Annotated in this window: 22 protein-coding genes; 19 read left to right on the plus strand and 3 right to left on the minus strand. The window is 38.3% G+C overall.

Translation table 11 applies throughout. The features are described 5' to 3' along the window. Positions 1–7 precede the first annotated feature (7 nt). From ACYQ5K_RS13325 to ACYQ5K_RS13335, 3 genes are read right to left on the minus strand one after another with little or no spacing between them, the layout of a single operon-like run. Positions 8–685 (minus strand): hypothetical protein, encoded by a 678-nt coding sequence (locus ACYQ5K_RS13325; RefSeq protein ID WP_459777747.1) that lies wholly within the window; start codon positions 683–685, stop codon positions 8–10. Between the two features lie 31 nt (positions 686–716). Further along, positions 717–1013 (minus strand): hypothetical protein, encoded by a 297-nt coding sequence (locus ACYQ5K_RS13330; RefSeq protein ID WP_459777748.1) that lies wholly within the window; start codon positions 1011–1013, stop codon positions 717–719. Further along, positions 1014–1382 carry a helix-turn-helix domain-containing protein gene (locus ACYQ5K_RS13335; protein WP_195479860.1) on the minus strand — a complete coding sequence of 123 codons (369 nt, stop codon included), beginning with the start codon at positions 1380–1382 and terminating at the stop codon, positions 1014–1016. Between the two features lie 225 nt (positions 1383–1607). Between ACYQ5K_RS13335 and ACYQ5K_RS13340 the strand changes: the two genes are divergently transcribed. From ACYQ5K_RS13340 to ACYQ5K_RS13430, 19 genes are all read left to right on the plus strand, one after another. Continuing rightward, positions 1608–1823, plus strand: coding sequence for a helix-turn-helix domain-containing protein (locus ACYQ5K_RS13340; protein WP_459777749.1), 216 nt, complete (start codon positions 1608–1610; stop codon positions 1821–1823). Continuing rightward, positions 1820–2560, plus strand: coding sequence for an ORF6C domain-containing protein (locus ACYQ5K_RS13345; protein WP_459777750.1), 741 nt, complete (start codon positions 1820–1822; stop codon positions 2558–2560). The genes ACYQ5K_RS13340 and ACYQ5K_RS13345 overlap by 4 nt, the downstream gene beginning before the upstream one ends. Before the next feature lie 14 nt (positions 2561–2574). After that, on the plus strand, positions 2575–2724 hold the full coding sequence (locus ACYQ5K_RS13350) for a hypothetical protein (RefSeq protein ID WP_459777751.1): 150 nt from the start codon (positions 2575–2577) through the stop codon (positions 2722–2724). Positions 2725–2863: 139 nt separating this feature from the next. Continuing rightward, positions 2864–3055, plus strand: a complete 192-nt coding sequence (locus ACYQ5K_RS13355; protein WP_459777752.1) for a hypothetical protein — start codon at positions 2864–2866, stop codon at positions 3053–3055. Positions 3056–3086: 31 nt separating this feature from the next. Continuing rightward, positions 3087–3269 carry a DUF6906 family protein gene (locus tag ACYQ5K_RS13360; protein ID WP_459777753.1) on the plus strand — a complete coding sequence of 61 codons (183 nt, stop codon included), beginning with the start codon at positions 3087–3089 and terminating at the stop codon, positions 3267–3269. Beyond that, entirely contained in the window at positions 3256–5271 is a 2016-nt protein-coding gene (locus tag ACYQ5K_RS13365) for an AAA family ATPase (RefSeq protein WP_459777754.1), read from the plus strand. The genes ACYQ5K_RS13360 and ACYQ5K_RS13365 overlap by 14 nt, the downstream gene beginning before the upstream one ends. A gap of 1 nt (position 5272) precedes the next feature. Further along, on the plus strand, positions 5273–5626 hold the full coding sequence (locus ACYQ5K_RS13370) for a hypothetical protein (protein ID WP_459777755.1): 354 nt from the start codon (positions 5273–5275) through the stop codon (positions 5624–5626). 12 nt (positions 5627–5638) lie between these two features. After that, a complete protein-coding gene (locus ACYQ5K_RS13375; protein ID WP_459777756.1) occupies positions 5639–6124 on the plus strand; it encodes a hypothetical protein in 486 nt (161 codons plus the stop codon). Next, positions 6125–6874 (plus strand): recombinase family protein, encoded by a 750-nt coding sequence (locus tag ACYQ5K_RS13380; RefSeq protein WP_459777757.1) that lies wholly within the window; start codon positions 6125–6127, stop codon positions 6872–6874. A 4-nt stretch (positions 6875–6878) separates the two neighbouring features. Continuing rightward, positions 6879–7214 carry a hypothetical protein gene (locus ACYQ5K_RS13385; protein WP_195479869.1) on the plus strand — a complete coding sequence of 112 codons (336 nt, stop codon included), beginning with the start codon at positions 6879–6881 and terminating at the stop codon, positions 7212–7214. Then, positions 7204–7938, plus strand: a complete 735-nt coding sequence (locus ACYQ5K_RS13390) for an MBL fold metallo-hydrolase (protein WP_459777758.1) — start codon at positions 7204–7206, stop codon at positions 7936–7938. The genes ACYQ5K_RS13385 and ACYQ5K_RS13390 overlap by 11 nt, the downstream gene beginning before the upstream one ends. 9 nt (positions 7939–7947) lie before the next feature. After that, a complete protein-coding gene (locus tag ACYQ5K_RS13395) occupies positions 7948–8079 on the plus strand; it encodes a hypothetical protein (RefSeq protein WP_279327697.1) in 132 nt (43 codons plus the stop codon). A 16-nt stretch (positions 8080–8095) separates the two neighbouring features. Beyond that, entirely contained in the window at positions 8096–8512 is a 417-nt protein-coding gene (locus ACYQ5K_RS13400; RefSeq protein WP_459777759.1) for a single-stranded DNA-binding protein, read from the plus strand. Positions 8513–8524: 12 nt separating this feature from the next. Beyond that, entirely contained in the window at positions 8525–8944 is a 420-nt protein-coding gene (locus ACYQ5K_RS13405; protein WP_459777760.1) for a hypothetical protein, read from the plus strand. Next, on the plus strand, positions 8919–9305 hold the full coding sequence (locus ACYQ5K_RS13410) for a hypothetical protein (protein ID WP_459777761.1): 387 nt from the start codon (positions 8919–8921) through the stop codon (positions 9303–9305). The genes ACYQ5K_RS13405 and ACYQ5K_RS13410 overlap by 26 nt, the downstream gene beginning before the upstream one ends. Beyond that, a complete protein-coding gene (locus tag ACYQ5K_RS13415) occupies positions 9292–9936 on the plus strand; it encodes an ERCC4 domain-containing protein (RefSeq protein WP_459777762.1) in 645 nt (214 codons plus the stop codon). The genes ACYQ5K_RS13410 and ACYQ5K_RS13415 overlap by 14 nt, the downstream gene beginning before the upstream one ends. 2 nt (positions 9937–9938) lie before the next feature. Continuing rightward, on the plus strand, positions 9939–10484 hold the full coding sequence (locus tag ACYQ5K_RS13420) for an endonuclease domain-containing protein (RefSeq protein WP_459777763.1): 546 nt from the start codon (positions 9939–9941) through the stop codon (positions 10482–10484). Continuing rightward, the gene (locus ACYQ5K_RS13425; RefSeq protein WP_459777764.1) at positions 10485–11363 is read left to right on the plus strand and encodes a replisome organizer; all 879 of its coding nucleotides are present in this window, start codon (positions 10485–10487) and stop codon (positions 11361–11363) included. An 18-nt stretch (positions 11364–11381) separates the two neighbouring features. Then, a complete protein-coding gene (locus ACYQ5K_RS13430) occupies positions 11382–11987 on the plus strand; it encodes a hypothetical protein (RefSeq protein WP_459777765.1) in 606 nt (201 codons plus the stop codon). Positions 11988–11989: the final 2 nt, after the last annotated feature.

The following is an 11989-nucleotide window of genomic DNA, read 5'->3' on the forward strand; positions in this document are numbered from 1 at the left end:
TAAGCGGTTATACCGTTTCAACAAAATACTGTATCGGAAGCAGTATCCCGATATATCCTTTCTTTTCCATGACATTCATCACAGTAGGCATTCCAATTGAAATTTCAATATCATTTTGAAGTGCCAAAATAGAACGAACTCTTACACCCGGAGATGGTATTGCTTTTAATATTACATACATCTTTGTGTAAGATGCTCCACTGATCCAAATTTCAGCTCCAAGACTATCGCACAACTTCATTATGTGTTCTGAATACTCTTTTACTTTTTGATGTGAGACAACTGAAACCACGACAGGATCGTCAATTATGTTATCAAAACGCTTATCATTGTATCTTACGTTTCCGTTTGTGGCTTCGTCTGTGTAATTTTGCTCTTTGTCAAACTCGCAACTGGCAACGCAAAGCGAAGCGAAATTTTCGATTTCTTTAGAATCTGGCTGTTGATAATGTTCATAACTCTGTGGTTCGCTGTATACTTCATCCGTCTTACTTGGCTGCAAAATATGAACTATTTTATTGATTATCCATATAATGAGATCGAATGGAATCATAGCCATAATAAAAAACGCAAAAGTGTTATTCAACGCAGAATCTAAATTTCCAGTAATTCTGAACAATACAAAAAATACAATCGTGATCAGAACGGTTGGTGCCGGAAAAAGAAACTTTAATAATTTATTCATTTGTATAATCTTTCCTCATAAAGCAAAATATTTAATTTGCGCTTGCAATCTTCAATCTCTTTAAATTCGGAAATAGTTCCGCTGACATTTCCAGAAAATAATCATACATATGATTTTTCATTTCGATATTCTGAACATCGTCCTCTTCAAAATCATTTCCGATAATATGTCTCATTTCATGCAAGAACACTTCATGCTGTTTTTCGTAGTTTAATGATGCATCTATGAATATTGTATAAGAGTCATCAGCGTTATGTTTGACGCATCCTGGAACGCCATATGACTTATCTAGCATTACCACGTTTATATAATATCCTTTGTAGTACAATCATTCCTCACCTTCCTCAATTTTACGCAATTCAGCAAGTTTCTTCGCAAAATCAACTAATCTTTCTTTATCAACGGTGTTGTATACATCAAAGAGAATCTTGTCATTGTTGTAGATTTCCTGTGCTGTTTTGGCTGTTTCTTCATCAATATAGTAGCCTTGATCGGATGATTCTTCCTTTGGTTCTTTGCCGGTAATTAAGTATTCTACAGACACATTAAAATAATCAGCTATCTTTTTTATTTTAGCTGTATTAGGCGTGCTGTTTCCTAATTTGCTTATATATCCCTTGCCAAAACCAAGAGTATCTTCAAGCTTATTCATTGATATGCCATGTGATTTACATAAGCTTTTAATACGTTCTTTCATAATTCTGTTCCTTTCTGAAAAAATCGCAAAAAATCACTTGACATTCTGAAAATATCGCGTATAATAAAATTACAAGTTCTGAAAAAATCGCAAAATAAATCAGAATGCCAATGTTCTATTTATTTGTTTGTGGTGATTCAAATTATAGGATATTTTCAGAAGATAGTCAATAGAATTTGGCGATATTTTCAGAACTTATATAAAAATAATGTAGGAGGTGAGAAGTTGATTTACGAGAACATTTGCAAGTTTGCAAAGAAGTGCGACATATCAATCAATAAGTTGGAAGAAAAAGCAAATGTATCAACCGGCAGTATTTGCAAGTGGGGAAGAAGCGTAAGCCCTACAGTGAAGAATCTGAAAAAAGTAGCTGATGTTTTAGGGTGTACGGTGGATGAACTAATTGCCGGTGAAAACAATGCGGGGGAAGGAGAAGAATGAACGAATTACAAATTTTTAATTCAGAAGAGTTCGGTGATATCCGAACAGTAACAATCGAGAATGAACCTTGGTTTGTTGGAAAAGATGTGGCAGAAGCATTAGGGTATTCCAATGCAAGTAAAGCTGTTTCAACTCATGTTGGAGAAGAAGACAGGATTTTAAAAGTCCTTGAGGCAGATTCCCAAAATGGGAATGTGGTAAAAACTCAAACAGCACTTATCAACGAATCCGGTTTATACGCTTTAATCTTTGGAAGTAAGCTGGAATCCGCAAAGAGATTTAAACACTGGGTTACATCAGAAGTGCTTCCTGCAATCAGAAAGACTGGTTCTTATCAGAAGCCAATGACAACCGACCAGAAGATTCAGTTGCTCGCTCAAGGCAATGTAGAACTAACAGAGAAAATTGACAAGGTAGATAAGGACCTGCAGGAATTTAAGGCAGACATGCCATTGTTAGCACTTGAATGCCAGAGAATCACAAGAGCTAAAAATCAGAAAGTAGTTCCGTTGATGGGCGGAAAGGATGCACCGGCATACAAGAATAAGAGTCTGATGCACAAAGTATACAGCGATGTGGATGCACAGCTCAGAAGAGAATTCGGTGTGAATACTTATAAGGCAATTAAGCGGAGCCAATGTGATTTGGCAGTTGAGATTATTAAAAAATACGAATTGCCAAGATGTCTGAGAGAGGAAATTGAGGATGAAAATGCTCAGATGTGTCTGGCGGTATAGGAGGTGTAATTTATATGGAAGAAAAACTGAAAAAGCTCGAAGCCGAACTGAAAACAATTGGAATCAATTCGGTAGATGAACTGAATGAAGCCATCAAAAAAGAAAAACTTGATATCTCCCTTATGGTTGCACCGATTCCGGTAAAAGAAGCCATAGCCAGTTAGGAGTTGCCATGAGAAAGAGTAGAAAAATGTCACAGGAATTGGACGAAATACTCGGTTCAATCGTTGGAGCTGGCGGCTCTGTGCTGATTATTGCCGGGATGTGCATTCACAAATTGCTTTTTGGATAGGAGGTTTAGCTATGAGAGTATCAGAGCTTGATAAGATGATCGCAACTCTTGAATCTTTGGAAAGAGTTGATAAGACAGCAGACTATCACAAAAGTATGGCGATCGCATATCTAAAGAATTTCGCAGATTGCCTGGATGATAAAGGCGTGAAAACAATTAAAAAGCGTCCCGAAGCGGCAACTTCAAAGGACGCAAATACATAAAACCACTTACATAGTAACACAAGGAGAGACTATGAAGCAACCGAAGAAATTAAGTTTAGCCAATAAAAAATTATTGGTGGCGGTCGGACTTGATCCGGCAGAATGGATGAATCTGCTTGAAGATACGGACTATCTGCACATTATCCATAAAAGCAGTTCAGACAGAAAAATTATAGATAAAGAAGAAAGGGTGATAGTTGGTGAAGCAGATTAAATTGCTGTCCATGCATATCCAAAATTTTAAAGGATGTAAGGACAGAACCATTGAGTTTGGAGATAAAACCAGAATCTCCGGTGCGAATGCCACTGGAAAGACAACCATATTTGATGCATTTACATGGTTGTTGTTTGAAAGGGACTCACTCGGAAGTTCCAATTTTGATATCAGACCATTAGATGAAAACGGAAAGATGATTGATAACATTGAGATTTCCGTAGAATCGAAGATTTCTGTAGATGGTAATGAATATGAGTTAAAGAAAGTCCAGAAGCAGAAATGGGTAAAGAAACGTGGGACCGGCACTACAGAGTTACAGGGCAATATCAATGAGTTTGGAATCAACGGATATCCAAAAAGTCAGAAAGATTTCAAAGATTTTATTGCTGGTATCATTGATGAAGATATTTTCACACTGATTACCAATCCGGCGGCGTTCAATGCATTACCATGGAAAAAACAGCGTGAGATTCTGATGAAGTTTGTTGGAACGTTCTCTGATGCGGAAATCGCTGAAACATTCGGTGAGAGATATGCAAAACTGATTCCGGAGCTGAGAATTGCCAGTACGGAAGATATTTTGAAGAAATACACCAAAGCGAAAACGGCATTGAATAAGGATATGGTTGAGATCCCGGCACGTATTGATGAAATCTCCAAACAACTTGTGATTGCTGATGTAGGAGCATTAGAAGTTGAAAAAGCAGCCAAGGAAGTGGCTCTGCAGAAAGTAGAAGATGAAATCTCCGGCGGTAACAGCAAATTGGAAGAGATTAACTCCAAGCGTGAAGAAATTATGAATCAGAAATTACATCTGTCAGAGATCCAGAATGCAGAGAATCAGAAGCTTATGGAAAATTCCAAAGTAGCAAGAGAGAAAGTAGCTGCTACTGAAAAGAACCTTGCAGACGTAAATCATAGAATTGCAATGCTTTCAGATGAAATCAATGCGACACATAGCAGATACGAAGCACAGAAAACAAGAACGGAGCGGTTGTCTGCTGAATGGAAAGCCGAAAAGATAAAAGCTTATCCGGCGCTTACACCACTTGAACCTCTGACAGAAGATGCTCTTATTTGCCCTACTTGTGGACAGGCGTTGCCGGAAGAAATTAAACAGAAAAAGATTGCTGATTATGAGGTTCGTAAAACTACATATGAAGCGAAATATGCAAAAGATAAAGAAGCTTTTAAAAAAAAGCGTGCTGAAAATCTGGCTCGGATTGAAAAGGACGGAAAAGAATCCGCTGCTCTCAGGGATGAATTGAAAGCAAAAGAAGAAGAACTCCGTAACCAAATGGCAGAAGAAAGTAAAAAACTGGCAGAAAAACAGAAAACGCACAATGAAGCCAAAGAAGAGCTGAACAAGTATCCAATTACGGCTGATGTTTCTGAAAATGCTGAATACCTGGCAACTGTCGAGAAAATCTCGGTACTTGAAAAAGAGATCGAATCCATGAGTGCTGATACATCTGGAAAAGCAGAACTTGAAACGAAAAAAGCGGTTTTGAAAAATGAAATTGCAGAAATTGCCGGAAAGATTATGGCAGCAGACAACACAAAAGTTAAAGCTCGTATCGCTGAACTGGAAGCTGAACAGAAAGCGATCGGACAGAAAATTTCAGATCAGGAACAAATGATTGATCTTGTGGAAGATTTCATTCGCACAAAGATGAACATGATTTCTGATAAGATCAATGGAATGTTCAAAATTGTATCATTCAAGCTGTTTGCAGAGCAGATCAATGGCGGAATCAAGGAAACGTGCGAATGTACAGTAAATGGAGTTCCACTGTCCAGTCTTAACAATGGCCACAGAATTGTAGCTGGGTTAGACATTATCCATTCATTATCAAATCTGTACGGAGTTAGCTGTCCGATATTCGTGGACAACGCAGAAAGTATAAATGATTTCAATGTACCGAAGATGGATGCGCAGATGATTTATTTAACGGTAACTGATGATAAAGAATTGAAAGTAGAAAGTGAGGATAAATAGAATGATTAAATTTGAAAACGGAGTTGGGGAGATTAAAGGAAATGCCCCTACAATACTCTTTGAAACAACAGAGATCCTTAGATGTGTGCGTAAATCGCTCGAAGAAAGAATGTCGAAAGAAGATGCGGACAAGTGGATTGATAAGGTTGTTCGTCGGTCTGCAATGACAGAAAAGGAAGAAATCATTGATTCAATAAAAGGTGTTAAAGATGGACTTAAAAAGTTAAAAGAAAAGTTGGGTGACGAAAAAGAGAGTGAGAATAGTGATTCTCGTAAAGAGCAGGACGAAGAACCAATGCCGGATTTCCTCGGAATGCTTCTGGATGTGTTACTTGATGGTGATGGAAAAGATTAGGAGGGGCTAAATATGAAGTTTGAAGTTGGAAAACTGTATAAGGTCACAAAAACTACCAGAAAAGGCAATGTGATCAAAATTACAGAAGATTTTGGAGACGGCGAATATAAGTATGAAGTAGTAACTAATGCGGAAGAAGATTTAGTTGGAAGTTTCGCTTCCGGATCAGCATTTGCAGATTCACTAAAACCAGTTGAAGAGTGCATTGTGATTTACAGAAAATATAATGATGTGATCGCTCTGGATAAATCGACAGGCAGAAAAGGGATTGCGAAATGCAGTCCAGAAGATAAATTTGACTTCGGAATCGGTGCAAAATTGGCATTTGAAAGACTGACAAGAACAAACATTGGTGAACCTGACAATGAGTTTGTAGCTATGGCAAGTGTTTTTAAAGGTATGGTTACGGCGTTTGAAGAATCAGGATTCACAAGACCAGAAGCAATCAGAATTGCGATTAGACTGGCAAATGGAAAGTCAGATGCGGAGGGAAACTAAATGACAGAAAAAAATGAAGTAGCAGTAGAAAAGAAAAAAGAAGTTGTGACAGCTTCAAATAACAAAGTGACGGATTACAGTCTTGGAATTTTCGGCACGTCCGATAATTTTATTATGGCTATGCAGATGGCTAAAGCGTTGGCAAGCAGTACGATTGTACCGCAGACATTCCAGAAAAATGATGCCAACTGTCTGATCGCCATTTCGCAGGCACAGAAATTTGACATTGATCCGCTTACAGTTATGCAGAATCTGTATGTAATTCAAGGAAGACCGACATGGAAGAGCAGTTTCTTAATTGCAATGATTAACAATTCTGAAAAGTATGATATGGAATTGCAGTTTGATGAAGCCGAAAAAGACGGGAAACCGTATTCGTGCAAGTGCTGGACCACTAAAGATGGTCGCAGGGTAGATGGAATCAAAGTGACTATGGATATGGCAGACGCAGAGGGATGGACAAAGAAGAATGGGACCAAATGGAAGACACTTCCACAGCTTATGCTTCGATATCGTGCAGCTTCTTTCTTTGCTAATTTGAATTGCCCTGAATTAACCACTGGAATGTACACACGTGAGGAAGTACTGGATAATGATTTTTCAGATGATTTCGGAGAAGATATCCAGATAAAAGTGCAGAAAGAAATCAAGAAGAATGAAAATTCACAGGAATTTACCGTGGAAGATGAAGCTGTAGTAGCTGAATCTGAAGCTGTTGAAGTGAAAACACCAGAGTTTGCAAAGGAGTAAAGACATGGAATTAAAAGATTTACAAACAGGAATGGTTGTTGAAACAAGACTTGGTAAAAAATACTTGATTATCAATCTGGATGGAAAATTATGCGGTATTGGAACGAACTGCTATATGACGCTTGAAGGAAGACATCCACATGAAAGTAATATGACATGGCCGTATGATTCTGACCTTGATATTGTGAAAGTTTTCAAGCCAGCATTAGGATGTTTTAACTACATGCTTTCAGATGAACGCAACCGTATTTGGGATCGTGAAGAAGTACGAAAAATGACCGTTTCTGAAATCTGCAAAGAGCTTGGATATAAAGTGGAGATTGTGAGAGATGATAGTTAAAACGATTGGTTCTGGAAGCTCCGGTAACGGTTATGCTCTGATTTCAGGGGAAGATATTCTTCTCCTGGAATGCGGAGTTCCGGCTAAGGAAATGCTGAAAGCTATTGATTATCAGACTTCCATGGTGAACGGTTGCATACTGTCCCATATCCATGGTGATCACGCTGGATATATTAAACAATATATACAGTACGGAATCATGGTGTACACATCAGATGAAGTCGAAACAGATGTTGAAACGGTAATGGGAGAGAAAACCATAGGCTTACAGAGGATGAAACGGCAGCAGTTAGGTACGTTTTCCGTAATTCCATTTCGTGTACCTCATGGGGAAACAGAATGTGACGGATGGCTGATTGATACACCGGATGGACGGATTCTCTTCATCACAGATGCTGAGTATTGCCCGTATGATTTTTCAAAAATGCATATCAACTACGGATTGATCGAATGTAATTATGCAGAGGACTATATCAGAATTGAAGATAGTGATCCTAAATACAACCATGTATTAACCGGTCACATGGAACTTGAGACGTGTAAACGGCTTATACAGAAGATTAACAGTGTAAGTCTAAGAAGTATAGGCTTGATACATTTAAGCGCCGGAAATGGCAATCCAGTGAGGTTCACGGAGAAAATACAGGAGATAGTTGACTGTGATGTGGATGTGTGGGTTGCAGAAAAAGGAGCTGAGAAAGAATTTAGGCTGATGCCGTTTTAGGAGGAAACAATGCTATACGCTATTGGTGCAGCATTAGATTTTGCCTGCTTCGTACTTGTAGATGGAAAGTGGCAAAAGATTTTATATTTGATTGCCAGTATCTTATTTATGATAGCAGCAATAGAACAGTTAAGAAAATAGAAAAGAGGAAAATTACATGAATAAAGTTATTCTCATTGGGAGATGCACAAGGGATCCAGAAGTTAGATATTCACAGGGGGAAAATGCTACAGCGGTAGCAAGATACACTCTGGCAGTTGATAGACAGTTTAAGAGGGATGGTGAGCAGAGTGCAGACTTCATCAATTGTATTGCTTTTGGAAAGCGAGGGGAGTTTGCTGAAAAATATCTCCGCAAAGGTACAAAAATCGCTGTGGTTGGGCGTATTCAGACTGGCTCTTATACTAACAAGGATGGTCAGAAAGTTTACACGACAGATGTTATTGTGGATGAACATGAATTTGTGGAAAGCAAAGCTGCTAGTCAAAATAATGGTAGCGGAAGTACACCGGTAAGCTCTGATGGATTTCTTGATATTCCTGACGGAGTGGATACTCAGTTACCATTTAACTAAGAGGTGGTAGTTTTGACGAATAAAAAGAAAAAGCCACCGAAGTGTTGTGTTCCTAATTGTTTTAACTGCCCTTATGTGGAATGTAGATATAGTGGCATGGAAATAGAAGATTATTTAGAAGGTGATGAAATTGAAGGATTTGTAAACCCTATATCTGCCAAAGATGCAAGGAATAAAGAGTATCAAAGAAGATACCGTGAAAAGCATCGTGAAGAAATCAGACAGAGAAACAAGAAGTATTACGATGAAAATTCAGGTAAATGTATTAAAAAATCTAATCAATGGAAGAAAGAAAATCGTGATCGGGTAAATGCTTCTATACGTGCAAAACGGGCGAAGAACCCTGAACATTATAGGCAAAAGCAACGGGAATACAGAGCAAGGAAAAGAAGGGAGGCGGTTGTGGATGGAGAAAGGAACGAAGCCGTCTGAAATCATAGACGAGTTTCTGAATTTCTTAAAATATTGCGATAAAGAGTATAAAGACTGCGTAACACAGGTCTATAAATACGACAGAATGAATCAAGATTTTCTGCATGATATCGAGTTTGCGCATAATTACGATGAACGCTGCAAAATAGCAACGCGGGTACATAAACAGAGAAATGACCGTAGAGCTATGAAAGACAGAGTTGAATTTGTCGAAAAGGTAGCTAAATTCTATGCAGATAAGCAGAACAAGCAGTTCATAGACAGGCTCAAAAATCTTTTAGCAGATCAGAAGAAAGCAGAAGAATACGTGCTTAATGAACGGCATTACAACAGAAGAGGTGATTCCAATGATACTGATTAGTGATAAAGCGCAACAAGCTGGGAAACATACAGAAAAGGAACAATATTGGAAAAGCATTGGAATTGAAGTAATGAATTATCCGCTCCCGTGTGGTGATTACATTGTTGCAAATGATAAGGTTCTTGATGCGATTTCCAGAAAAGAAAAGAGGGGAATTCCAGTGAAAAAGATGGATTTTCTTGGAACTTTCAATGTGACTGTAGATACAAAGAAAGACATTCAGGAACTTGTAGGCGACATTTGCGGAAAACAACATGCAAGGTTCCGGGATGAATGTATCTTGGCACAGAATAACGGCATTAAGTTGTATGTGTTGGTACAGAACGCCGGTGGTTTGATTACCGGAACAAAAGACATTTACAATCCGACAATTCAATCACTGGACGAGCTTCATAAATGGAAAAATCCGAGGCTTTTCGTGATGAAGCGTACAAATGATGTGGTTGGTTATTACAAGAGCGGAAATCCAATATACAGGCGCGCACAGAGATATCCGGCAGCAACCAGGGGTGAGACACTCATGAAAGCTTGCAAGACTATGCAGAAAGAGTACGGCGTGGAGTTCATATTCTGCCACAATCGGGATCAGGGGCGTATGGTATTGGAATTACTGCAACGGGAGGTGAGATAAAGATGATAAATGCTTATAAACTGGAAACTGAATCATTTAATGCACTTCCTATGAGGTGTAAGGAAATGTTCTTTGAAAAAATGACTGAATATATGGTGAATGGTAACGGAGGATATGAAATATTCACAGGAATTGGATTTGATTATAGTTTATGCAGAAGTCCAATAGAGAAAATATTCTGCTTTGCGTTCGATATTTTATGTGCTGAAAGAAAAATAAAATTCGTCCTACAGCCTCAATATGAATTAAAAAATCGCAATGGTAAAAAATATTTTGCTGATTTCTGCTTCGCCACAGATGCCGAATTCTTAGAAATATATACACCAGAAAACGGCTTAAAGCTGGTTATTGAGTGTGACGGGCATGAGTATCATTCGAGTAAGACTCAGATTAAGAGAGACAATGAACGAGATTACGATTTGAAATCTTCTGGATGTGAGGTTTTGCATTTCAGTGGAAGTCAAATTTACGAAAATCCATGGAAGTGCGCTGACCGAACGATACAGTTTATTCTTGAAAAGCTTGGAAAGCTCACGGAGGTGAGTTAGATGGCAGAGAAGAGAATGTTTTCCAAACAGATTATTGACTCGGATGCTTTCTTGGAAATGCCGTTATCCACACAGGCATTATACTTTCATCTCTCTATGAGAGCAGACGATGACGGATTTTTGAATAATGCAAAGAAAGTAATGAAGATTATCGGAGCGAACCAGAATGACTATGATCTGCTTGTTGCAAAATCATTTGTTATTCAATTTCCAGACGGGATTTGTGTAATCAAGCATTGGAGAATCAATAATTATTTGAGGAAAGACAGATACACAGAAACAATTTATCAGGAAGAAAAAGCTCATTTAACGGTGCAACCGAATGGCAGATATTCCCTTAGAAATACTACGGAATCCGATGACGATTTACTACTTGGTATACCAGTGGTAGACCAGTCGGATACCCAGTATAGAATAGATAAGAATAGAGAAGAAAAGAATAGTATAGATAAGCATAATTCCGTGTCTGGCGACACAACTGACTATTCTTATTCAAAAAATTCCAATGTATCTAATCTTGAATATGTTTTGAAGAACGACATCCATCAGGACAGTGACTATGTTTTAGAAAACGAGGACTTGCATCAATGTTTGAAAGAATGGATGGAGTATAAAGACGGAAGAAAGCCTAAGTCAAGCAATCACTATGGAACAGAGATTGGACTAAAAAAGACGATCACGCAGTTTGTTTCTGGATATCGTGAGTACGGAATAGAAGCTTTGAAGAAAGTTGTTGATGATTCAATGGCAAATAATTACTCCGGTGTTATTTGGGATAGATTAAGCAGAATGCCAAAAAATCAACAGGTAGCAGAACAAAATCAATGCACCGGAGGCTGGAAACCGGCAAGCAAATTAGCAGCAGATGAATGGCAGTAAGCCAGAAAGGAATAGAAAATGAGCAAAGAATTAGAAAAAGCAAAAGAGCTTGTAGCAATGTTAGAGGAAAGAGAACGGAAAAATAAGGTTCGGCTGGACGAAATTCCGGTTGGTGGAAAGTTCGATACAGGCATCGGGAGATTTATTGTTCTGGAACAGGAAGGCGATAAAACAGCAGTTACCACAGAAGGACTGTATAGGAAAGATGTTCGTTTTGATGATGATAGTAACGAATATTTTACGTCAGAGCTGTCTGATCTTTTTGAAGAAGAAATTTTCCCTGAATTTAAAGAGGAATTCGATTCAGATAATTTATGTAGCAGACAGGTAAGTTTAGCAACTGTAGATATGCAGAGAAAAGATTTAGTTCTTCATGCGAAAGTAAGACCACTGACGTTCGATGAAGCAAGAAAATATAATGATTTATTGGTTAATAAAGATCTTCCGGATTGGTATTGGACGTGTACTGCATGGAGTACCGAAGAAAGAGGATGGGGTAATTCAGTAGCGGTTGTTTCGCCGTCCGGTAACTTCAGCAGCAATTGCTACTGCGGCAGTTACGGTGTTCGCCCATTTTGTATCTTAAAATCTAATATCTTTGTATCCAAAGTAACGGAGGAATAAAA

The sequence above is a fragment of the Allocoprococcus similis genome, from assembly GCF_054660775.1.